Here is a 22,415-nt window from a genome sequence, read left to right on the forward strand (position 1 = left end):
CGCACCTTCGGATAGCAAACCGACCGAACGCAAAGGCCGCACCATTGCGCGTGCGGCCGTGGTTCATTGCGGACGCCAAACGGGCGCTTGCAGCCGCTGTCGCATAGATCCCGCCAGCACGCGCCACGCATAAAAAAAGCCCACCCTCGCGGGTGGGCTTTGGTGTCGCTTGAGGCTCGATTACTTGCCGAACGCGTAACGCATTTCCAGGTAGTACGCGCGGCCGTACACGTCGAAGTTGTACGAGTTGTACGGCGAGCTCGCGCTGCCCGGGTAGGACGCGTCGAAGGGCGGCATCTTGTTGAACACGTTGTTGACCATCAGCGACAGCTCCATGCCCTCGAACGCCGTGTAGGTGATGCTGGCGTTGTGGGTGATGTGCGACGGCAGCTTGCCGGCGCGCGGCGCATCGTAGCCGGCGACGGCGAGATTCGCCGCATAGTTCGGGGTCTTGTCGAACCAGCTGGCGTACCAGGTGGTCGAGAAGTCGCCGATCTCCCAGGTCAGCGAGGCGTCGGCCTTGCGCTTCGGGTCCACGCTCCAGTACGGATTGTTGAGCAGGTCGACCGGTTCGTCACCGGCATACTGCGTGTACTCGTGGCTGATCTTCTGCGTGTAGCTGGCGATCATGCTGAGGTCGCCCCAACGTCCGAAGTCGTAGCCATAGCGGAACGAGGCCACGGCCATTTCCAGCTTCTGGTTGGAGACGTTGATCTTCGGCGTATAGATCTCCGTGATCTGACCCGCTGCGTTGCGGGTGACCTGCGCCATCGCGCTGGTGCACAGTGCCGAGCTGATGTCGTCGATGCCGGCGCGGCAACGGTAGTCCTGCAGGCTCAGCGCGTCGGCGCTCTGCTGGGTGACTTCATCGCTGATGTCCCAGTTGAGGTAGTCGACGGTCAGCGCCATGCGGTCGACCGGCGACCACACGAAGCCTGCGCTCCACACATCGGCGTTGATCGGCTTCAGGCCGAGGTTGCCGGACTGCGTACCGAAGAACTGGCGGCTGGAGTAGGCGGCCGGGCAGTTGTCGGTGTTGCCGGGCAGGTAGCCGCGCTGCGCGCACTGGTAGTAGTCGACCACCGAGTTGTAGTAGCCGCTCTCGCCCTGGTACTGGTCGGACAGGGTCGGTGCGCGGAACGCGGTACCGTACTTGCCGCGCAGCAGCAGCGACTGGAACGGACGGTATTCCAGCGCGACGCTGTAGGTCGGCTTGTCGACGGTGGTGCCGCTGGCCTTGAACGCGTCGTAGCGGCCGGCCAGGGTGATGGTCAGCGGATCGAACACCGGCATGCGCAGTTCCGACGTCACCGCATAGCGGTCGCGGTCGCCGCCGCCGGCCACCGAGGTCAGGCCCCAGACCTCGCCGTTGAGGATTTCCGGCGCCGGATCGTAGCTCCACTTCTGCTTGCCGTACTCGGCGACCACCGCCAGGCCCGCGTCGCCGCCGGGCAGGGAGAACAGCTTGGCGTTGGTGGCCTGCAGGCGCAGCATGCCGTCGGAGGTCTTGCTCTTGTTGGTGGCGTGGCCGGTGAAGCTGGCGAATTCTTCCGGCGTGATCGGCGAATAGAACGCCGCGTAGTTGGGGGTATAGACCGGATAGGCGTCGTAGTACGGATCCAGGCCCTGCTGCGGTCCGAGCACCTTGTTGATGAAGAACTGGTCGATCGGGTCCTTGAGGCGGACGAAGTTGCGCTCTTCCAGTTCGTACTGGGTGTAGGTGACGCCGGCGTCGTAGTCCCAGTTGGACTGGCCGAGCGTACCCTGCGCGCCGAAGGTCACGCGCACCGATTCGCTGGTGTCGCGGCTCATCGTGTCGTTGAAGCCGTTCGGGCCGACTTCCTCAGGCGCGAACGAGCGCTGCAGGTTGACCAGGTCGTCCAGGTTCGGGTCGTAGTAGTAGCCGAAGTCGGAAGCGGTGCCCCACCACAGATAATTGCCGCCGGAGTTGTACTTGACCTGGTCCTTGCTGTAGAGCACGTCGCCGTACAACTGCACGTTGTCGTTGAGGTCGAAGGTGCCGTGCACGTACGCCTGCAGCGACTTCTGGCCGTTGTCCAGGGTGCGGTAGCCCGGGGTGTACTTGGAGCCGCAGTAGTACTCGTCGCCGAAGCCCGGGCGCTGCTGCAGGGCCATGGTGCCGCCGAACAGGCCGGAGACGTTGCCGCAGTTGGCCGGGTCGAGGAACTTGTAGCTGGTGAACGGGCTGTACACCAGGAAGTCGCGGCTGATCAGCGGCGCGCTATAGCCCTGCGTGTTGTATTGCCTGGTCAGGCCGCGGTCGTAGGCCCAGATCGGGTCCTTCTCTTCGTACTGCACGCCGCCGAGCACGGAGGTGCGGCCGTCGGCGGAGGTCCAGCCATCGGCGAAGGTGGCGCGGAAGTTGCTGCCGCCGCCTTCGGAGAAGCCGCCGCCGCGGATGCTGAACACCGCGCCGTCCATCTTCTTCTTGAGGATGACGTTGATCACGCCGGCGATCGCGTCGGAGCCGTACAGCGACGACTGGCCGCCCGGCAGGATCTCGATGCGGTCGACCAGGTCGATCGGAATGCCGCTGATGTTGTTGAAGGTGTCGCTGCCGTTGTACAGCGCCGGGTAGTTCGACATCGGCCGGCCGTCGATCAGGTACTTCACGTAGCCCGGCGACAGGCCGAACAGGCTGACCGTCTTCGCGCCCTGGGTGAAGGAGCCGGAGGTCTGGCCGCCCTGGACCGCGCCGGTCGCGAACGAACTCTTCTGCAACACATCGGCCACCGAATTGAAGCCGCGGGCCTTGATGTCCTCAGCGGTGATCGTGGTGACCGGCGTGGCGGTCTCGATCTCGGTCTGCGGGATCAGCGAGCCGGTGACGGTGATCTTTTCCAGGTCGGTCGCCTTGCTGTCGGTGCTGTCCTGCGCGAAGGCGCTGAACGCGGCCGGCACGACCATGGCGGTCACCAGCGCCGCGCTCAGGCGGCTGTGCTTGAAACTACGTGTCTGACGAGCAGTCATTCTCTCTATCCCCATAAAACAATAAAGAAAAGGCGAGGGGCGTCGTGCCACGACATATGCCTTGAAATCGGTTCCGCATCCATGCGAGCAACCCAAACGTAACATGAACTTAACGCCATTTGTACAGCCGTGTCACCTTTTTCGTCTACAGGGTGGATCTGCGGCGATCTGGCAGTAAACGCCCGCCAAATGTGGCGTTGCGTGCCCGGCGCGACAGCTTCCACGCTGCTTTGCACCATTCGGGGGCGTGGCATCGGCCCTATAACTGAATAGGCATTTGTGATAGCGCGGCAATTGGCCGAAAGGGCGACAAGCCGGGCATCCGGCGACCGAGCACGGCTTGCAAGTGATGGTGGTCTCCCGCACCAATTCGGTGAGTACGCTTCGCCATAATGGGGCGCCTGATCGGTAACGAATGGTCATATCGCGGCGCGCTTGCCGACCGACGCTACCGTCCTGGCAGAAGACCGATGGCCATGCCTGGGTTGCCGGCTCGCTGGCCGAGGCCGCGATTGCGCGCTGCCGGGACAGGACTGCGCTGGCCCGACTTCGCGCGCCTGCCTGGCGGCTCCACCGACATGGACGGCACGCCGCACTTGTATAGTCATGCCCCAATTCGATCCGCTGCGACGCCCTCCCGACAGGCGGCGCTCGCCGCTGCCATCCCTGTTCCTGCCGCGCGCCCGGCGCGCTGTGGCGTTTCCTCTGCGAGTTTTCCGATGACCGACCGCCCCCGCATTCCCGCCCACGCCGTCCAGCCCAACCTTTCGCCGTTGCCGCGGATCCGCAATGTCATCGCCATCGGTTCCGGCAAGGGCGGGGTGGGCAAGTCCACCACCGCGGTGAACCTGGCGCTGGCGCTGCAGCGCCAGGGCGCGCGGGTCGGGGTGCTGGACGCCGATGTCTATGGCCCCAGCGTGCCGGCCATGCTCGGCCTGAGCGGACGCCCGGACAGCCCCGACAACAAGTCGATCGAGCCGATGCGCGCGTTCGGCATCGAGGCGATGTCGATCGGGCTGCTGGTGGACCAGGACACGCCGATGATCTGGCGCGGGCCGATGGCGACCTCGGCGCTGACCCAGCTGTTCACCGATACGCTGTGGGACGACCTGGACTACCTGCTGATCGACCTGCCGCCGGGCACCGGCGACATCCAGCTGACCCTGGCGCAGAAGATCCCGGTGGCCGGCGCGGTGATCGTCACCACGCCGCAGGACATCGCCACGCTGGATGCGAAAAAGGCGCTGAAAATGTTCGAGAAGGTCGAGGTGCCGGTGCTGGGCATCGTCGAGAACATGGCGGTGCATACCTGCACGCAGTGCGGCCATGTCGAGCACCTGTTCGGCGAAGGCGGCGGCCAGCGCATGGCGCAGCAGTACGGCGTGCCGCTGCTGGGCTCGCTGCCGCTGGCGATCGCGATCCGCGAGCAGGGCGACGCCGGCACCCCGATCGTGGCCGCGGCCCCGGATTCGGCCGCCGCGCAGGCCTATCTGGCGACCGCCCAGCGCCTGACCGAGGAGCTGCGCAAGCGCCCGCGGGCATCGATCCCGATTTCCGCCTCGCTGCTGTGAGCGGGGCCGCGGCTGCCGCGAACGCTCCGCGACCGGCTAGAATCGCCGGTCACTGCGGCCCGCTCCGGCGTCGGCCGCGCTCCCGGCAGGCGGGTTTTTCGGCCTGCCGCCACAGGCATCAGGAATACGCATGAGCATCAAGAGCGACCGCTGGATCCGCCGCATGTCCGAGCAGCACGGCATGATCGCGCCCTACGAGCCGGGCCAGGTGAAGCAGGTCAACGGCGAGCGCATCGTCAGCTACGGCACCTCCAGCTACGGCTACGACGTGCGCTGCTCGCGCGAGTTCAAGGTGTTCACCAACATCAACTCGACCATCGTCGATCCCAAGCGCTTCGATCCGAAGAGCTTCGTGGACATCGAGGCCGACGAATGCATCATCCCGCCCAACAGCTTCGCCCTGGCGCGCACGGTGGAATTCTTCCGCATCCCGCGCGACACGCTGGTGGTCTGCCTGGGCAAGAGCACTTACGCGCGCTGCGGCATCATCGTCAATGTCACGCCGCTGGAGCCGGAGTGGGAAGGGCACGTCACCCTGGAATTCAGCAATACCACGCCGCTGCCGGCGCGCATCTACGCCAACGAAGGCGTGGCGCAGATGCTGTTCTTCCAGTCCGATGCCGACGACGTTTGCGAGACCAGCTACAAGGACCGCGGCGGCAAGTACCAGGGCCAGACCGGCGTGACCCTGCCCAGAACCTGACTTTTCCCTACAGCACACGGAGCGCGCAATGAACGATCCCAATCCCTACCAGGCGCCCGACGCGCCGCTGCCGTCGGCGCCGCTGGCGCTGGACGGCGCCGACGTGCTGGCCGGCCGCGGCGAGCGCCTGGGCGCATCGCTGATCGACGGCGTGATCGCGCTGGCGACCTTCCTGCCGCTGGCTGCGGTCACCGGCTATTTCGGCAAGGTCATGGATGCGGCGCGCGGCGGCGAGGCGATGTCGTTCCTGACCATGGCCGGCTACGTGGCGCTGGCGTTCGCGACGTTCGTGGTGGTGCAGGGCTATCCGCTGGCCAAGACCGGGCAGACCTGGGGCAAGAAACTGCTGTGGATCCGTATCGTCGATCTGGACGGCGCGCAGCCGCCGCTGTGGCGGCTGATCGCGCTGCGTTACCTGCCGACCCAATTGCTGTCGCTGGTGCCGGTCGTAGGCAACTTCTATGCGCTGATCGATGCGCTGTTCATCTTCCGCCAGGACAAGCGCTGCCTGCACGACCTGATCGCCGGCACCCAGGTGGTCAACGTCCGCCGTTGATGCGGACGTGCCGGCCGCCGCACATCGGCGGCCGGCAGCCAGGCGGGTGGAGATCGCCGGATCCAATCCCCAATCCCGAATCCCGAATCCCGGCAGTTACTACTTGCCGCGGCCGAACAGCATGCCCACGCCGACCGCGACCAGGATCGCCGGCCACCAGGTGGCGATCAGCCGGCCCAGGCTGAGGTTGGTCCAGCCCAGGTTGTTGGCCAGGAACACCAGACCGATCACGATCAGCACGATGGCGGCGATCACATTGGATTTCATGGGCACGCGGGTTCCGCTAAAAGGGCGCCTATCGTAGCCGTTGCCGCCACGCCGCAACACGGGTCTGCAGGACATCGGCGTCCAGCCGCTGCGCCGGGCCGCTGCCCCATACCGGCCCGGGCCAGGCCGCATCGCCTTCGTGGCGCCCGATCACATGCACGTGCAGTTGCCGCACGATGTTGCCCAGCGCGCCGAGATTGAGTTTGCGCACGCCCGGCTCGTTGCGCAGCAACTGCGAGAGCTGGTTGATCTCGGCCAGCAGCAGGCGCTGCTGGCCCCCGTCCAGGTCGATCCATTCGCTGGCGTCGGCGACGCGCGGCACCAGCAGCAGCCAGGGGAAACGCGCGTCGTCCATCAGCCGCACCTGCGACAGCGGACCGTCGGCGACGAACGCGCTATCGGCCTGCAGCCGCGGGTCGAGTACGAAGTCGGCCATCGCCGCGGCTCAGCGCAGGTGTTCGGCGAGGAAGGCGAGGCTGCGCTGGCGCGCGCTGTCGGCGCTGTCGGCGTCGTGGTGGTTCGGATCGATATGGCGGTCGAAACCGTGTCCGGCCGGATACACGTAGGTCTGCATCTGCGGCAGCTTCTCGCGATGCTGCTGCACCGCCTCCGGCGGGATGCTGCTGTCCTGCGCGCCGAAGTGGAACAGCACCGGCGCCTTCGGCGTCTCGTCGAGGAACTGGGTGTTGCGCCCGCCGTAGTAGCTCACCGACGGCAGGCCCAGCCGCAGCGCCGCCAGCAATGCGACGCTGCCGCCCCAGCAATAGCCGACGGTGCCGACCTTGCCGGCCGGCGCCAGCGCCTGCGCCGCGGCCTGCACGACGTCCAGCGCCTTGTCGAAGCCGAGCGCGCCGACCAGTTCCAGGCCCTTGCGCACGCCGTCCTGGCCGTACTCCAGTTGCACGTCCTTCTCCACCAGGTCGAACAGGCCCGGGGCCAGCACTTCATAGCCTTGCGCCGCGTAGCCGTCGGCGACCTGCTGGATGTAGGCGTTGACGCCGAAGATCTCCTGGATGATCACCAGGCCGCCGCGCGGGACGCCCTCCGGCAGGGCATGCCAGGCGGAGACTTGGCCGTGAGCGGTATCGAGGGTAGTCCAATGGCCCATGGGGGGTTCCTGCAGCGGAAGAGAGAGGCGCCGATTATCCACGCTGGCTGCGAAGGCCGGTTAACAGATCCGGCGGTCCACTCCGTGCTGGGGCAGGCCGCTCGCCGGTCGCATTGCAGGCTGAACTTATCGGCCAGGTTGGCCCATGATCCGCGGAGTTTCTCCAGGGCCCTTCGATCCAGGTACTGCATGCCACTGGCGAACCTCAAGGTCCCGGCTTCGCCAGCTGGCTGCGTCCACTGCGCGGCCAGGTCCGAACGTCCCCTCACCAACTGCGCGTAGAGCGCCATGCGATCGTGCCCAGCCGCGCTGCGGCCGGGGCTGCATCGATCGGCAGTGGTCGACGCGATGGAGGCGCTCAGCGCGCCGTGTAGTCCACCGACACCACCACGAAGCTGTGGCGGCCGCCGGGCAGCTGCGCCTCGACGTCGTCGTCGATGCGCTTCTTCAGCAGCGCCCGCGCCAGCGGCGAATCGATGCTGATCCAGCCGCGGCCGGCATCGGTCTCGTCCGGGCCGACGATGCGGTAGCGCACCAGTTCGCCGCTGTCGGCGTCCTCCAGTTCGACCACGGCGCCGAAGAACACCGCCTGCGGATCGGATGGCGCGGTGTCGACCACGCGCAGCGCTTCCAGGCGCTTGCTCAGGTAGCGCACGCGGCGGTCGATCTCGCCCAGCTGCTTCTTGCGGTAGGTGTACTCGGCGTTTTCCGAACGGTCGCCCTCGGCCGCCGCGGCGGCCAGCGCCTTGACCACCTCCGGGCGGCGCACGCGCCACAGCTCCTCCAGCTCGGCCTTGAGCCGGGCGTGGCCTTCGGCGGTGATCAGGGCGGTGCTTTTCTCGGCAGGGGGACGCCAGCGGCTCATCGGGAGCTGTTCATCGGATTGGGGCACTGCGGTGGAGCGGGGTGGCGATGCTAGCGCGTGCGCCCGGCTTGCGCACCCGCGGGCGATCGCCGAAGCTGGCGCGGCCATCCACACGGACGTTGTTCGATGCTGATCCTGCCGTTGCACAAGCCGCTGTCGCGGGAGAATTTTCCGCTGGTCACGCTGCTGCTGGTGCTGCTCAATGCGGCGGTCTATTTCGGTTGGCAGCGCCAGGACGTGGCGCCGCTGCAACAGGCGCAACGCTACTACCTCGATTCCGGACTCGCTGACTACGAAACGCCGGCCTATGCGCGCTACCTGCAGCGCGGCGGACGCAAGGACGCGCTGGTCCAGTTCGAGCGCGTGCCGGCGGCGCAGCGGGCGCAGTTCGTCGGCACCGCCAGCTTGAACGACGTGCGCTTCGTGCAGGCGCTGCGCAGCGGCGAGGCGTTCGCGGACTCGGACGCGCAGCAGGCCTGGGCGCCGCTGCGCGCCCGCTATGACGCGCTGCTGGACCGCGTGTTCACTCTGCGCCATGTGCAGCGCAGCTCGGAGTGGTCGCCGGTGCGGATGCTGTCGGCGACGTTCCTGCACGGCGATGCGCTGCACCTGTTCGGCAACATGCTGTTCCTGGTCGTGCTCGGCACCTTGCTGGAAGGCGCGATCGGCCGCTGGCGGTTCCTGCTGGTCTACCTGCTCGGCGGGTTCGGGGCGAGCGCCGTCAGCCTGTGGTGGCGCTGGGGCGAGGCCGGCGGCGGGCTGGGCGCGTCCGGTGCCATCGCCGCGCTGATGGGGGCGTTCTGCGTGGTCTGGGGACGGCGGCCGGTGCGCTTCTTCTACTGGTTCGCTGTGGTGTTCGACTACGTGCGCGGTCCGGCGATCGCCTTGTTGCCGGTGTGGCTGGGCTGGGAGCTGTACAACCTGCTGGCCAACGGCGATGCCGGGGTCGGTTTCGATGCGCATGCCGGCGGCATCGTGGTCGGTGCGCTGCTCGGCGCGGCGCTGGTGGCGGCGCGGCAGACCCGCGAGGCGTTCATGTGCGACGAGGCCACGGTCGCCGCCGACGATCGCTGGGAGCGCGCGCAGCGGCACCTGGGGCGGCTGGAGAACCGGGAGGCGGCGCGGCTGCTCGACGAACTCGCCGCCGAGCAGCCGCGCCGCTTCGACGTGGCGCAGGCGCGCTACCGGGTCGCGCGCAATGCCGGCGACGCGCGTGCCGCGCAGGCGCGCGCGATCGAACTGCTGCGCCTGCCGGCGGCCACGGAGCAGGAGACGCGAGCGCAGGCGGCGTTGCTTGGCGACTGCGCTGCCGGCGCCATCGCCGTGGACGCGGCGACGCGTGCGCTGTTGTTCGACCGCTGGCTGGCGCTGGGACGGCTGCGCGATGCCGAAGCGCTGCTGGCGCAGGATGCCGCCGCGCTGCCGCGCAGCGAACAGGCGCAGCACTGGTTCCGGCTGGCGCTGGGCCACGGCGAGCGGCAGGCCGCGTCCGAATGGCGGCGCCTGCTGCTCGCGGTGATCGAGCGCTACCCGGACCTGCCGCAGGCGGACAAGGCGCGATTCCTGCTCGCCAACGCCTGAGCGGCGGACGCGGCGGTGCGGTCGGCCCGATCGCGACGCCAGCCGCTAGGCCGGCGCGATCGTCACTGCCTTCAGCGCCGCCTCCAGCTTGCTGCGCTGCGCGTCGTCCTGGCAATGCGCGAGCGCGTCCTGCAGCAACGCGCGCGCCTGCGCGTCGTCGCCGTAGCGCTCGGCGAGCAGCAACGCCGCGCTCAGCGACCAGGCGCCGAATTCGGCCGCCTTCGGCCAGGCGCGCAGTGCGGCCAGCAAGCCGTCGAGCGCGAGCTTGGACTGCCCCGCCAGTTGCGCGCGCTCGGTCATCAAGGTGGCTTGCTCCGGCAGCGACGGGACGAAGTCGGGATCGGCGTCCAGCGCCTCGCGCAGCAGCGCCAGCGCGCGCCGTTCCTGCTTCTCCTGCAGCAGGCGGTTGATGTACTGGCGGGTGTGCTCGCGCAGGTCGTCGGCGCGGCCGCCGGTGCGCAGCAGGCGCTGGTACAGCTCGTGCACCGCCAGGCTCACCGCGCGCGTGCGCACTTCGCCGCGCAGCAGCTGCAGCGCTTCGGCGGTATGCCCATCGCGCACGAACTGCTCGGCCTCGTCGAGCACGCGCTGGTCCGGATCGTGGCGGCGCGCGCCGTCGTCGATGCTGGCCGGTTCGTAGCCCAGCACTTCGTGGTACTGGTAGACCAGATAGCCCATCAGGTGGAAGGTGGCGAACAGGCCCCAGATCGTCACCACGCCGACCGCCAGATCGCTGGCCAACGGCGGCAGGTAGTGCTGCAGCCAACGGGCCGCGGTCAGCGCGCTGGCCTGGATCACGAACAGCAGGCCGAACGCGGCCAGGTACGGCCAGCCGATGCGCAGTGCCAGGCCGATCGACACGGCCGGATTCAGGGCGCGGCGCAGGCTGCCGTCGATGGCCAGCGAGATCAGGAAGCCGGGCTGCAGCAGCACCACTGCCAGCAACATCAGCAAACCGGCGACCGGGCCGGCGAGCAGCGCCGCGGCGGCGACCACCATGCCGAGCACGATCATCAGCGCCAGCAGCCGCAGCACCACCCCATCGCCGATGTCGAAGCCGCGCTCGGGCGCATCCATGTGTCCGTCGGCGGTATGCCGCAGGATCTCGAAGGCGTATTTGTAGATCGCCAGCGTGGTGACGATGCCGAGGATCCAGCCGATGCCGGGCAGCATTCCCAGCAGGCGGCACAGGGTCAGCGCGATCAGCGCGAACAGCGCGCCGCCGCGCAGCGGGTACAGCGCGATGGCGCGGGTGCGCGCCCAGAAAGGTTCGGGTGTGTTGCGGCGCGCGCGGCTTGCGCCGGCGCGATGACGGTCTTCCATGACGCCCCCTGCGTTCAATGTGCGCCGATTGTGCGGCGGGGCAGGCGTGCGCGCAATCGGGCGCGAAAGCGCATGCACTGGCAGGCGCGGCCGTGCGGGGAGGCCTCCTGCGGCGTTCTTCCGGTTATTGGCGGCTGTCGTGCTGGTGCCGGCGTGGCCGGCGTGTACAAGACGCGGCGCCGGCGCAACGGCGGCTGGGGTTGCGACCGGATGGGCTGCGTGCGGTACTGCGCATTGCGCGCGGTTCTGGCGGGGCACGCAGCACGGGCCTCTAGAATGTCTGGTCGGCGGCGAATTCTGCGCTTGGCTGCTGTTGCCGCCGCCGCTGTCCTTTCATCGCATGGAGTGTCGCTTGAATCCATCCGCCACAGGCAATCCGCGGGTGCGTCTCGGCAAGGTCGAGGTGCTGTCCGACAACTGGTATGTGCTGCGCAAGGTCACCTTCGATTTCCAGCGCAACGACGGCAGCTGGCAGACGCTGTCGCGCGAGGCCTACGACCGCGGCAACGGCGCCACCATCCTGCTCTACAGCCGCGCCAAGCAGACGGTGCTGCTGACCCGGCAGTTCAGGCTGCCGACCCTGCTCAACGGCAACCCCGACGGCATGCTGATCGAAGCCTGCGCCGGGCTGCTGGACCAGCACGATCCGCAGACCTGCATCCGCAAGGAGACCGAAGAGGAGACCGGCTACCGGGTCGATAACGTGCGCAAGGTGTTCGAGGCGTTCATGAGCCCGGGTTCGGTCACCGAACGGCTGTACTTCTTCGTGGGCGAGTATTCCGATCGCGACAAGGTGGGCGCCGGCGGCGGCGTGGCGGCCGAAGGCGAAGAGATCGAGGTGCTGGAGCTGGCGCTCGACGCGGCGCTGGCGATGATCGAGACGGGCGAGATCGCCGACGGCAAGACGATCATGTTGCTCCAATACGCAAAGCTGAAGGGGTTGCTGGCCTAGCGGAGTGCTGTCGGTTTTTGTATCTGCGCGTGGCAACGCCTGGATCGAAGGTGGCCTGCCGTGCCTGTCGGCGCGAGCTGTACACGCACCTGCGCCGCAGCGTGACCCGCGCCGCGTGGCCCTGGTTTTGGGCGCGCTGCGCCGATCGGGTCAGCGCACGCGCCGCAGGCGCTTGTCGGCATGCTCCGGCGGCATGCCGCTATGGCAATTGATGCCGTCCTGGGCCAGATCGTAGTCGGCGGCAGCGGCGCGGCGGCCGCGCGCCTGGGCCTCTTCGACACGGAACCCGTAGATGTTGGGCCCCACCTGCGGATCGTCGGGGTCCTCGAAGCCGAGCGTCAGGCAACTGCTGGCCATCTGGTCGATTCCCCACACGCCGGTGATGGTCCTGGGCGCGACCTGCCGCCCGGCTCCGGTGATGCAGGTGGTCGTCAGCGTATAGCGATGGACCGTCTCGCTCGCCGCTCCCACCTCGAGCCTGAGATCGGCGCGAACGGTCTCGCAATCCCGCGTGTATCCCTGGAGTTTGCCGACGTAGCGGCCGGCCAGCAGTTTCTGCCGTTGCGGCGGCCAGTCATCGCCCGACGCCGGTTGCGGGGAATCGGCGGCCATTGCGGCTGTGGCGGCCGCCAAGCCTAGCAGCAGGGCGCTCATCGCTTCCTTGTTCATGGTGGAGCTCCTTGTGGTGGTCGGCTGCGCTCAGCGCTTGCCGCCGAAGATGCTGCCGAAGATGCCGCGCACGATCTGCTGGCCGATGCGGTTGCCGACGGTGCGCGAGGTCTGCTTGGCCATCGTTTCCAGCATGCCCTGGCGGCGCTTGGTGCCGAACACCGCGTCCTTGACCGCCTGGCCGAAGCCGCTGTCCTGCGCGTCGTCCTGCTCGCGCGTGCGCGCCGCCGGCGCCGCCGTCTTCTCGGCCACCTGCTCGACCCGGCGCGCCAGCATCTCCGCCGCCGAGTCGCGGTTGACCGCGGTGTCGTAGCGGCTGCCGACCATGCTGCCGGCGCGCACCTGCGCGCGCTCGGCGTCGGAGATCGCGCCCATCCGGCAGCGCGGCGGCGCGATCAGGGTCTGCTGCACCGGCATCGGCACGCCCTTGTCCTGCAGGGTCGACACCAGGGCTTCGCCGGTGCCGAGCTGGGAGATGGTCTTGGCCACGTCCAGCTTGGGATTGGCGACGAAGGTCTCGGCGGCGGTGCGCACCGCCTTCTGGTCGCGCGGGGTATAGGCGCGCAGCGCGTGCTGCACGCGGTTGCCGAGCTGGCCGAGGATGTTGTCCGGCACGTCGTCGGGGAACTGCGAACAGAAGTACACGCCCACGCCCTTGGAGCGGATCAGCCGCACCACCTGCTCGATGCGCTGCACCAGCGCCGGCGGCGCGTCGTCGAACAACAAATGCGCCTCGTCGAACACGAACACCAGCTTGGGCTTGTCCAGGTCGCCCACTTCCGGCAGCCGTTCGAACAGCTCCGACAGCAGCCACAGCAGGAAGGTCGAGTACAGGCGCGGCTTGAGCACCAGCTGCGCGGCGGCGAGGATGCCGATCACGCCGCGGCCGTCGCTGCCGACCCGCATCAGCTCGGCCAGGTCCAGCGCCGGTTCGCCGAAGAAGCCTTCGCCGCCGTCCTGCGCCAGGCGCAGCAGCGCGCGCTGGATCGCCGCCACCGATGGCGCGCTGACCAGGCCGTATTCGGTGGAGATGTCCTTGCGCTGCTCCACCACCAGCGCAAGCAGCGCGCGCAGGTCGTCCAGGTCGAGCAGCAGCAGGCCGCGGTCGTCGGCCAGCTTGAACACGATGTCGAGCACCCCAGCCTGGGTGTCGTTGAGTTCCAGGATCCGCGCCAGCAGGGTTGGCCCCATTTCGCTGACGGTGGTGCGCACCGGGTGCCCGAGCTGGCCGTACAGGTCCCAGAACACCACCGGGTTGGCCGCCGGGACGTAGTCGGTCACGCCGATGTCCTTGGCGCGCTGCAGCACTTTCTCGCTGCCATCGCCGGCCACCGCCAGCCCGGCCACGTCGCCCTTCACGTCGGCCATGAACACCGGCACGCCGATCCGCGAGAAGCCTTCGGCCAGGGTCATCAGGGTCACAGTCTTGCCGGTGCCGGTGGCCCCGGCGACCAGCCCGTGGCGATTGCCCAGGCGCGGCTGCAGCAGCACCGCGATGTCGTCGGTCACGCCTTTGCCCAGCAGGATCGGGTCCATGAACAACTCCGCGGTGAGGTGGGCGGATTCTAGGCGTTCGCGCCGGCGCCCGCTTGCCGCGCGGGCGTCAATGGCCGGGTTTGCCGGGCCGCAGCGATGAACGGATGCCCCGCCGGCGCGGTGCCCACGCATGCCCGACCTTGCCGCGATGTGACAGCGGCGGCTACCCTGCGGCCTTTCCGTCGTCGCGTCCCATCATGCCCCTTTCGTTCCGTATCACCCATGGATGGCCCGCCGTGGCTGCCCTGGCGCTGGCCTGCGCCGCGCCCGCCGCCCACGCCGAACGCGTCTCCACGCGCGACAAGGCCGCCATCGCCGTCCTCGACCAGCGCCTGGCGGCGGCCGAGAAGCGCTACAACGACGCGATGGTGCTGGTCGGCAACAGCGACCCCAAGGGCACCCAGGAAAGCGACGCGGCGCTGGAGGACATCGAGGACGTGGTCGATGCCTGCATCAAGCAGCGCGGCTGCCAGGTCGGCACCTACCTGAGCGCGTACAAGCGCCTGCTCAAGGCCAAGGCCGACGCGCAGGGCGCGGCCACCGACGCCGATGCGGTCGACGATGGCGCCGCGCCGCTGCAGGCCGACCCCGACCACATCAGCCCGCTGGCGGCCAACGTGCCGGAAGCCGCGCGCGCGGCCAGCCTGCTCAACGACCAGCGCCATGCCTTCGACGCGATGGTCGAATACAACCCGGCGGTGCAGGCCGGCATCCGCCGCTGGCTCACCGACATGCGCCCGTCGCTGATGAACAGCTACGAGAACTACCAGAACCTGCGTGCGGTGATGTGGCCGGAATGGGAAAAGCGCGGGCTGCCGGAGGCGCTGCTGTTCGGCATCATGGCCAAGGAATCCAACGGCCGCGTGCACGCCAATTCGCGGGTCGGCGCCGCCGGGCTGATGCAGTTCATGCCGGCCACCGGGCGCCGCTTCGGGCTGGGCCCGGACGGCACCGGCTTCGATACCCGCTACGACGCGCGCAGCGCCGCCGAGGCCAGCGCGGTGTACATCAACGAGCGCATGGCCGGGCTCAATCGCAGCATCGAGCTGTCGCTGGCCGGCTACAACGGCGGCGAGGGCCGCGCCGCGCGCGTGTACAACCAGATGCAGGGGCGCGGTTTCTGGGATGCCTCGGTGTACAACCAGTTCCCGGCCGAGACCAAGGACTACGTACCGATGGTGATCGCCGCGGCGTGGATCTTCCTGCACCCGCAGCAGTACGGCGTGGCGTTCCCGAAGATCAACGCGCAGCCGGCGACACTGCGCCTGGCCAAGTCGACCACGATCTACGAACTGACCATCTGCCTGGGCAGCGACGGCACCCGCGACGGCTACATGCGCGCGCTGCGCAACCTCAACCCGCGCTACGAGCCGGACGGCTGGATCCCGGCCGGGGTCACCCTCAACGCCACCACCAAGATCGTCGGCCTGTACAACCGCTACTGCGTCAGCGGCCCGCGCGCCGACCTGGCGCGTGCGCTGATCACCGCCGACGTCAACGCCGCGATCCGCAGCAGCACGCCGGTGCTGGCCGATCCCACCGGCAACGTGGCGGTGGGCGACGTGACCCCGGTGGCCGGCGTGCCGACCACGGTCGCCACGGGGCGTCCGGCGCCGGTCAAGCCCAAGCCCAAGCAGGTGCGCAGCTACCGCGTGGCCAAGGGCGATACGCTGGGTCGCATCGCCGACCGCTACAGCTGCGACATCAAGCAGTTGGCCAAGGCCAACGGCCTGCGCGCGCCGGGGTATGCATTGAAGCCGGGGCAGTCGCTGAAAATGACTGGCTGTGACAAGTAGGCGTTGCCTTCTCCCATCGGGAGAAGGTACCCGAAGGGCGGATGAGGGTACGGCGCAGCAGCCAGGCGGGCGACGCTTCCGATAGCAGGGTAAGAAAGTCTCTCGCAAGCCCTGCTTGCGGACGCACCCTCATCCGGCGCTGCGCGCCACCTTCTCCCGAGGGGAGAAGGGGCGTGCGGCGCATGCAACGCGCGGTGATGGTCCAGTTGTGCCTCACATCAAACGCGAAGCCATGATGCCCCTCTCCCGTCGGGAGAGGGGTAGGGGTGAGGGTACGGCAGCGCCGGGAATGCAAGGCCGCCAGGGCGCGCTGTTGCCGCCCCGATACCCGCGCGACGTTGCAGGGAGCGCCTGTGTGCCCAGCGTTTAGCTGAGCTGTACCGGTGCTTCCGCTGCCAGCGCCGGATCCAGCGTCGCCACGCCCGGCCGCCGCAGCACGATCGCGGTGGTGCCGTAGTTGAAGCGCGCCGCATCGCAGGACAAGGACGGCGCCCTGCGTCCGTCGCGTCGCCGTGCGTCAGCCTTGCTGCCGCCGCGCCAGCGCCTGGCCGAGCCGGACCGCGGTTTCCGCCGCCAGCGTCGGATCGAGCGTCGCCACGCCCGGTGGCAACAGCACGATCACGGTGGAACCGTAGTTGAAGCGCGCCATCTCCGCGAACCGCTCCAGCACGATGCCCTTGCCGCGCCAGTCCTTGCGGGTGATGCGGTCGCCGTAGCGCGGGATCTCCACGCCGTTCCACACCGTTTCCACGCCGGAGACCAGCAGCGCGCCGACCATCACCGAGGCCATCGGGCCGAACTCGGTGTCGAAATGGCAGACCAGGCGCTCGTTGCGCGCGAACAGCCGCGGCACGGCGCGCACCGCGTCCGGGCCCACGCTGAACAGGCGTCCCGGCACATGCACGGTCTCGCGCAAGGTGCCGGTCCAGGGCATGTGCACGCGGTGGTAGTCGCGTGGCGACAGGTACACGGTGGCGTACGCGCCATTGGCGAACGGCGCCGCCGCGGCCTCGTCGCCGAGCAGCTCGGCGGCGGTGAACGACTGGCCCTTGGCCTGGAAGATGCGTCCGTCCTGGATCGGGCCGAGCTGGCTGATACGCCCGTCGGCCGGCATCAGCAGCGCCTGCGGGTCGGGATCGGCGACGCGTGCGCCGGGCTTCAGCGCGCGGGTGAAGAACGCATTGAAGGTCGGATAGGCGCGCGGGTCGGGTTCGGCGGCTTCGGCCAGGTTCACCCCGAAGCGGCGCACCACGGTGTCGATCAGCCATTGCTTCAGGCCCGGCCGCGACGAATACGCCAGGCGCCGCGCCAGCGAGGACAGCAGCCGGTGCGGCAGCACATAGGTCAGCGAGGTCACCAGGCTCACGGCGCGGTCGCCTCGGTCAGCGCCTGCAGGTCGGCGGCGATCGCCGCCGGCTCGAACGGCGGACGGATCAGCCCGGTCTGGCGGCCCTGCGGGTCGAGCACGGCGATCGCGGCGGAGTGGTCCATGCTGTAGTCGTTGGGGTTCTCCTGGAAACGCGTGCCGGGCACCTTTTGGAACACGAAGCCCAGCGCGGTGGCAAAGCGCTCCAGCTCCGGCACGTCGGCGGTGGCGGCGAGGGTGTCCTTGTGGAAGCCATGCGCGTAGTCGCCCAGCCGCGCCGGGGTGTCGCGCTGCGGATCGACCGAGACGAACAGCACCCGCGGGCGCAGCGTCTCCGGAATCGCTTCCCACTGTTTCTGCGCCCGGGCCAGGTCGGCCAGGGTGGTCGGGCACACGTCCGGGCAGGCGGTGAAGCCCAGGAACACCAGTGTCCAGTGGCCTTTCAGCTCGCCCGGGACCAGCGGCGTGCCGTCGGACTGGCGCAGGTGGAAGTCGGGCAGGGTGCGCGGCTGCGGGTACAGGCGCACCGCGCGCGTCTCCGGCCAGGCCGGGGCGGCGGCGCTGCCGCCGAAATACTTCTGGGCCAGCAGCAGGCCCAGGCCGGCGGCCAGCGCGACCACCAGAACAATGCCGAAGTTGCGGTTGAACATACTGATTTCCCATGCAACGAACGCTCATGATAGCGGTCGGGCCTCTATAATCGGGGGCCGAATTGCCTTGCCTGTTGCCATGACTGCCGACGCGGCCGCCGAACTCCACACGATCATCGACCTGATCCGCTACGGCACCAGCCGTTTCAACGCCGCCGGGCTGAGCTTCGGCCACAGCTACGACAACGCCCTGGACGAGGCCACGCAGCTGGTGTTGCACGCGTTGCATCTTCCGCACGACCTGGGCCCGGCCTATGGCGGCGCGCGGGTGACCACGCCGGAGAAGGCGCAGGTGTTGGCGCTGTTCGAGCGCCGCATCGCCGAGCGCATCCCCGCCGCCTACCTGACCGGCGAGGCCTGGTTCGCCGGGCTCAGCTTCAAGAGCGACGCGCGTGCGCTTGTGCCGCGCTCGCCGATCGCCGAACTGATCGAAGCCGGCTTCGAGCCGTGGCTGGCCGGGCGTGAGGTGACTCGCGCGCTGGACCTGTGCACCGGTTCCGGCTGCATCGCCATCGCGATGGGCCACTACAATCCGAACTGGCAGGTGGACGCGGTCGACATCAGCGACGACGCGCTGGCCCTGGCCGCCGAGAACAAGGCGCGGCTGCTGGCCGACAACGTCGAGCTGGTCAAGTCCGACCTGTTCGCCGGGCTGGGCGGGCGCCGCTACGAGCTGATCGTCACCAATCCGCCCTACGTCACCCATGCCGAGACCGACGCGCTGCCGCCCGAATACGCGCACGAGCCGGAACTGGGCCTGCGCGCCGGCGACGACGGCCTGGACCTGGCGCTGAAGATCCTGCGCGACGCGCCGGTGCACCTGAGCGAGGACGGCCTGCTGATCTGCGAAGTCGGCGAATCCGAGCGCGCGCTGGTGCAGCTGCTGCCGGAAGTGGATTTCGCCTGGGTCGAGTTCAAGGTCGGGCAGATGGGCATCTTCGCGGTGGAAGCCAGCGAACTGGTCGCGCACCACGCGCGCATCGCCGAACTGGCCGCTGGCCGGTGAGCCGGCGGCCATGAGCGCGAACAGCTTCGGCACCCTGCTGACCGTCACCACCTTCGGCGAATCGCACGGGCCGGCGATCGGCTGCGTGGTCGACGGCTGCCCGCCGGGGCTGGAGATCGACGCGAGCGAGTTCGCCCACGACCTGCAACGCCGCGCCACCGGCAAGAGCCGCCACACCTCGGCGCGGCGCGAGGCCGACGAGATCGAGATCCTGTCCGGGGTCTACGAAGGCCGCACCACCGGCACCCCGATCGGCCTGCTGATCCGCAACACCGACCAGCGCAGCAAGGACTACACCGACATCGCCCGCCAGTTCCGTCCGGGCCATGCCGACTACAGCTACTGGCAGAAGTACGGCATCCGCGATCCGCGCGGCGGCGGCCGCTCCTCGGCGCGTGAAACCACGATGCGCGTGGCCGCCGGGGTGATCGCCAAGAAGTGGCTGGCGCAGCGCTACGGCGTGCGCGTGCGCGGCTACCTGTCGCAGCTCGGGCCGCTGCTGCCGCAGGGCTTCGCCTGGGACGCGGTGGAGGACAACGCGTTCTTCTGGCCGCATGCGGCGCAGGTGCCGGAGCTGGAAAGTTACATGGACGCGCTGCGCAAGTCCGGCGATTCGATCGGCGCCAAGGTCACCGTGGTTGCCGACGGCGTGCCGCCGGGCTGGGGCGAGCCGATCTACGGCAAGCTCGACGGCGAACTGGCTGCGGCGCTGATGAGCATCAACGCGGTCAAGGGCGTGGAGATCGGCGACGGCTTCGCCGCGGTGACCCAGAAGGGCACCGAGCACCGCGACCTGATCGCGCCGGACGGCTTCCAGTCCAACCACGCCGGCGGCGTGCTCGGCGGCATCGCCACCGGCCAGCCGATCGTCGCCTCGCTGGCGTTCAAGCCCACCTCCAGCCTGCGCCTGCCCGGCGCCACGGTGGACGTGGACGGGCAGGCGGTGGACGTCATCACCACCGGCCGCCACGATCCCTGCGTCGGCATCCGCGCCACCCCGATCGCCGAGGCGATGGTGGCGCTGGTGCTGATGGACCAGGCGCTGCGCCATCGCGCGCAGTGCGGCGATGTCGGCAGCGTCACCCCGCGGATACCGGGCGGTGGCGATGGCTGAGTCGCGGCCGCGGGTGTGGGTCAGCCAGCCGCTGTTCGACGATGTCGTCGCACGGCTCGGCGAACATTGCGCGCTGACCACCACCGCGGACGTGACCAAGTATTCGCAGCAGGACCTGGCCGCGGCGCTGGCGCCGCTGGACGGCGCGCTGGTGACGCTCAACGAGCGTATCGGCGCGGCCGAAATTGCCGGTGCGCCGCGCTTGCGCGCGATCGCCAACGTCGGCGTCGGCTACAACAACCTCGACCTGGACGCGCTCAGCGCGGCCGGCATCGTCGCCAGCAACACCCCCGACGTGCTCACCGAGACTACCGCCGATCTCGGCTTCGCCCTGTTGATGGCCGCGGCGCGGCGCATCACCGAGTCCGAGCGCTGGCTGCGCGACGGGCAGTGGCAGCAGTGGTCGTTCCAGACCATGCTCGGCGCCGACGTGCACGGCAGCACCCTGGGCATCCTCGGCATGGGCCGCATCGGCCAGGCCATCGCGCGCCGCGCCGCAGGCTTCTCGATGCGCGTGCTGTACCACAACCGCAGCCGCCTGCCGGCCAAGGTGGAGCGCGCGCACGCCGCCGAGTACGTCGGCTTCGACGAACTGCTGGCGCGCGCCGATCACCTGCTGCTGGTGTTGCCGTATTCCCCGCAGTCGCACCACCTCCTCGACGCCGCCGCGCTGGCGCAGATGAAGCCGACCGCGACGCTGGTCAACATCGCCCGCGGCGGCCTGATCGACGAACTGGCGCTGGCCGACGCGCTCGCGCACGGGCGCCTGGCCGCGGCCGGGCTGGACGTGTACGAAGGCGAGCCGGCCGTACGCCCGGAGCTGCTGGCGCTGCGCAACGTGGTGCTGACCCCGCACATCGGCAGCGCCAGCGCGGCCACCCGTCGCGCGATGGTGGCGCTGGCGGTGGACAACCTGCTGGCCGCGCTGGGCTTCGGCGCCGACGCCGGGCGTCCGCCGAATGCGTTGAACCTGGAGGCGATCGCTGGCGCCGGCACTGGCGACGGCGAGATCGCGAGCAAAAAACGATAGGGAACCTCCGGCGACCTGAGCGGCGCGCTCGGGAGGTTCCCCGAATCCAGCTGGCACTGCGGCTGTTCCCCCTTTCTCCTACTCGATCGAACAATCTCCCATGAGCAACGAATCCCGTCGTTTCAACGTCGCCGTCGTCGGCGCCACCGGCGCCGTCGGCGAAACCATGCTGAACATCCTCGCCGAGCGCGATTTCCCCATCGCCACCCTGTACCCGCTGGCCTCCGAGCGCTCGGCCGGCGGCCAGGTCGAGTTCAAGGGCCAGAAGGTCACCGTGCTCGACCTGGCGACCTTCGACCCGACCGGCGTGGACATCGCGCTGTTCTCCGCCGGCGGCGGCATCTCCAAGGAATACGCGCCGAAGTTCGCCGCCGCCGGCGCGGTGGTGATCGACAACTCGTCGGCGTTCCGCTACGACGACGACGTGCCGCTGGTGGTGTCGGAAGTGAACCCGGAGGCGCTGAAGCAGCGTCCGCGCGGCATCGTCGCCAATCCCAACTGCTCGACCATGCAGATGCTGGTGGCGCTGGCGCCGCTGCACCGCGAATACAACATCGAGCGCATCAACGTGGCGACCTACCAGTCGGTGTCCGGCGGCGGCCGTTCGGCGCTGGAGGAACTGGGCAAGCAGACCGGCCAACTGCTCAACTTCCAGGCCATCGACCCGCAGCGCTTCCCGGTGCAGATCGCGTTCAACCTGATCCCGCACATCGACGATTTCCTCGAAAACGGCTTCACCAAGGAAGAGATGAAGCTGGTCTGGGAGACGCGCAAGATCCTCGGCGACGACACCATCCAGGTGAACCCGACCGCGGTGCGCGTGCCGGTGTTCTACGGCCACTCCGAAGCGGTGGCGATCGAGACCACCAGGAAGGTGACGGCGGAGCAGGCGCGTGCGCTGCTGGAAGCAGCGCCGGGCGTGGAAGTGGTCGACGAGCGCAAGCCCGGCGGTTATCCGACCCCGGTCACCCACGCGTCCGGCAACGACGCGGTCTACGTCGGCCGCATCCGCGAGGACATCTCGCATCCGCGCGGCCTCAACCTGTGGATCGTCTCCGACAACATCCGCAAGGGCGCCGCGCTCAACGCGGTGCAGCTGGCCGAGCTGGTGGCGCAGGAAAGCTAAGCGATGCCCCCCTCTCCCATCGGGAGAGGGGCAGGGGGCAGGGTATGGGGTACGGGGCGAAGCCCTCGCACTGTTTCGGTCTCATGAGGCTTCGCCCGTACCCTCATCCGCCCCTTCGGGGCACCTTCTCCCGGTGGGAGAAGGGAAGGGTGCCCGAGCGCGCAGCACAACAAGCGAAGCCCAGACTCCCCTCTCCCTTCGGGAG

20 protein-coding genes and 1 pseudogene are annotated in these 22,415 nt (G+C 68.9%); 10 read left to right on the plus strand and 11 right to left on the minus strand.

Going from position 1 to position 22,415, the window contains the following annotated elements; genetic code table 11:
* Positions 1 to 180: 180 nt before the first annotated feature.
* Positions 181 to 2,928: a TonB-dependent receptor gene (locus tag J2Y70_RS02655; protein ID WP_309913264.1), complete on the minus strand. Its 2,748-nt coding sequence runs from the start codon at positions 2,926 to 2,928 to the stop codon at positions 181 to 183.
* Between the two features lie 782 nt (positions 2,929 to 3,710).
* Here J2Y70_RS02655 and apbC point away from each other — a divergent pair.
* From apbC to J2Y70_RS02670, 3 genes are all read left to right on the plus strand, one after another.
* Positions 3,711 to 4,562, plus strand: a complete 852-nt coding sequence (apbC, locus tag J2Y70_RS02660; protein ID WP_263397838.1) for an iron-sulfur cluster carrier protein ApbC — start codon at positions 3,711 to 3,713, stop codon at positions 4,560 to 4,562.
* Between the two features lie 130 nt (positions 4,563 to 4,692).
* Entirely contained in the window at positions 4,693 to 5,265 is a 573-nt protein-coding gene (gene dcd, locus J2Y70_RS02665; protein WP_053834874.1) for a dCTP deaminase, read from the plus strand.
* Between the two features lie 28 nt (positions 5,266 to 5,293).
* Positions 5,294 to 5,821 (plus strand): RDD family protein, encoded by a 528-nt coding sequence (locus J2Y70_RS02670; RefSeq protein ID WP_309912916.1) that lies wholly within the window; start codon positions 5,294 to 5,296, stop codon positions 5,819 to 5,821.
* Between the two features lie 99 nt (positions 5,822 to 5,920).
* Here J2Y70_RS02670 and J2Y70_RS02675 read toward each other — a convergent pair whose 3' ends face one another.
* The 4 genes from J2Y70_RS02675 to greB form a co-directional block, all read right to left on the minus strand.
* The gene (locus J2Y70_RS02675; RefSeq protein ID WP_003467495.1) at positions 5,921 to 6,088 is read right to left on the minus strand and encodes a DUF5668 domain-containing protein; all 168 of its coding nucleotides are present in this window, start codon (positions 6,086 to 6,088) and stop codon (positions 5,921 to 5,923) included.
* Positions 6,089 to 6,116: 28 nt separating this feature from the next.
* Positions 6,117 to 6,524, minus strand: a complete 408-nt coding sequence (locus tag J2Y70_RS02680) for an HIT domain-containing protein (protein ID WP_263397840.1) — start codon at positions 6,522 to 6,524, stop codon at positions 6,117 to 6,119.
* A 9-nt stretch (positions 6,525 to 6,533) separates the two neighbouring features.
* Positions 6,534 to 7,196 (minus strand): dienelactone hydrolase family protein, encoded by a 663-nt coding sequence (locus J2Y70_RS02685; protein ID WP_309912920.1) that lies wholly within the window; start codon positions 7,194 to 7,196, stop codon positions 6,534 to 6,536.
* 358 nt (positions 7,197 to 7,554) lie between these two features.
* Entirely contained in the window at positions 7,555 to 8,061 is a 507-nt protein-coding gene (greB, locus tag J2Y70_RS02690) for a transcription elongation factor GreB (RefSeq protein ID WP_263397842.1), read from the minus strand.
* Positions 8,062 to 8,187: 126 nt separating this feature from the next.
* On the opposite strand from greB, the gene J2Y70_RS02695 reads away from it, so the two are divergent.
* A complete protein-coding gene (locus J2Y70_RS02695) occupies positions 8,188 to 9,642 on the plus strand; it encodes a rhomboid family intramembrane serine protease (RefSeq protein ID WP_309912923.1) in 1,455 nt (484 codons plus the stop codon).
* A 45-nt stretch (positions 9,643 to 9,687) separates the two neighbouring features.
* On the opposite strand, the gene J2Y70_RS02700 is transcribed toward J2Y70_RS02695, so the two are convergent.
* Positions 9,688 to 10,965, minus strand: coding sequence for a hypothetical protein (locus J2Y70_RS02700; RefSeq protein ID WP_263397844.1), 1,278 nt, complete (start codon positions 10,963 to 10,965; stop codon positions 9,688 to 9,690).
* A 352-nt stretch (positions 10,966 to 11,317) separates the two neighbouring features.
* Between J2Y70_RS02700 and nudK the strand changes: the two genes are divergently transcribed.
* Entirely contained in the window at positions 11,318 to 11,917 is a 600-nt protein-coding gene (gene nudK / locus J2Y70_RS02705) for a GDP-mannose pyrophosphatase NudK (protein ID WP_263397845.1), read from the plus strand.
* 150 nt (positions 11,918 to 12,067) lie between these two features.
* Here nudK and J2Y70_RS02710 read toward each other — a convergent pair whose 3' ends face one another.
* A complete protein-coding gene (locus tag J2Y70_RS02710) occupies positions 12,068 to 12,586 on the minus strand; it encodes a hypothetical protein (protein ID WP_263397846.1) in 519 nt (172 codons plus the stop codon).
* Positions 12,587 to 12,616: 30 nt separating this feature from the next.
* The gene (locus J2Y70_RS02715; RefSeq protein WP_309912929.1) at positions 12,617 to 14,254 is read right to left on the minus strand and encodes a helicase HerA-like domain-containing protein; all 1,638 of its coding nucleotides are present in this window, start codon (positions 14,252 to 14,254) and stop codon (positions 12,617 to 12,619) included.
* 65 nt (positions 14,255 to 14,319) lie between these two features.
* Here J2Y70_RS02715 and J2Y70_RS02720 point away from each other — a divergent pair, with 65 nt between their 5' ends.
* Complete coding sequence (locus tag J2Y70_RS02720; RefSeq protein WP_309912932.1) at positions 14,320 to 15,918, plus strand: transglycosylase SLT domain-containing protein; 1,599 nt, start codon at positions 14,320 to 14,322, stop codon at positions 15,916 to 15,918.
* Between the two features lie 366 nt (positions 15,919 to 16,284).
* Here J2Y70_RS02720 and J2Y70_RS02725 read toward each other — a convergent pair.
* The 3 genes and pseudogenes from J2Y70_RS02725 to J2Y70_RS02735 all read right to left on the minus strand — a co-directional run.
* A pseudogene (locus J2Y70_RS02725) lies at positions 16,285 to 16,392 on the minus strand (phosphatidylserine decarboxylase); the annotation flags it as partial.
* 43 nt (positions 16,393 to 16,435) lie between these two features.
* A complete protein-coding gene (gene asd / locus J2Y70_RS02730) occupies positions 16,436 to 17,284 on the minus strand; it encodes an archaetidylserine decarboxylase (RefSeq protein WP_309912935.1) in 849 nt (282 codons plus the stop codon).
* Complete coding sequence (locus J2Y70_RS02735; RefSeq protein WP_309912938.1) at positions 17,281 to 17,934, minus strand: SCO family protein; 654 nt, start codon at positions 17,932 to 17,934, stop codon at positions 17,281 to 17,283. Before J2Y70_RS02735 ends, asd begins: the two co-directional genes overlap by 4 nt.
* Before the next feature lie 79 nt (positions 17,935 to 18,013).
* On the opposite strand from J2Y70_RS02735, the gene prmB reads away from it, so the two are divergent.
* The 4 genes from prmB (at position 18,014) to J2Y70_RS02755 (ending at position 22,210) form a co-directional block, all read left to right on the plus strand.
* Entirely contained in the window at positions 18,014 to 18,940 is a 927-nt protein-coding gene (prmB, locus tag J2Y70_RS02740; protein ID WP_309912941.1) for a 50S ribosomal protein L3 N(5)-glutamine methyltransferase, read from the plus strand.
* Positions 18,941 to 18,950: 10 nt separating this feature from the next.
* Positions 18,951 to 20,054 (plus strand): chorismate synthase, encoded by a 1,104-nt coding sequence (aroC, locus tag J2Y70_RS02745; RefSeq protein WP_309912944.1) that lies wholly within the window; start codon positions 18,951 to 18,953, stop codon positions 20,052 to 20,054.
* On the plus strand, positions 20,047 to 21,084 hold the full coding sequence (locus J2Y70_RS02750; protein ID WP_309912946.1) for a D-glycerate dehydrogenase: 1,038 nt from the start codon (positions 20,047 to 20,049) through the stop codon (positions 21,082 to 21,084). The genes aroC and J2Y70_RS02750 overlap by 8 nt, the downstream gene beginning before the upstream one ends.
* Before the next feature lie 100 nt (positions 21,085 to 21,184).
* The gene (locus J2Y70_RS02755) at positions 21,185 to 22,210 is read left to right on the plus strand and encodes an aspartate-semialdehyde dehydrogenase (RefSeq protein WP_309912949.1); all 1,026 of its coding nucleotides are present in this window, start codon (positions 21,185 to 21,187) and stop codon (positions 22,208 to 22,210) included.
* Positions 22,211 to 22,415 lie beyond the last annotated feature (205 nt).

The organism is Xanthomonas sp. 1678, from assembly GCF_031455575.1.
GTDB lineage: Bacteria > Pseudomonadota > Gammaproteobacteria > Xanthomonadales > Xanthomonadaceae > Xanthomonas_A.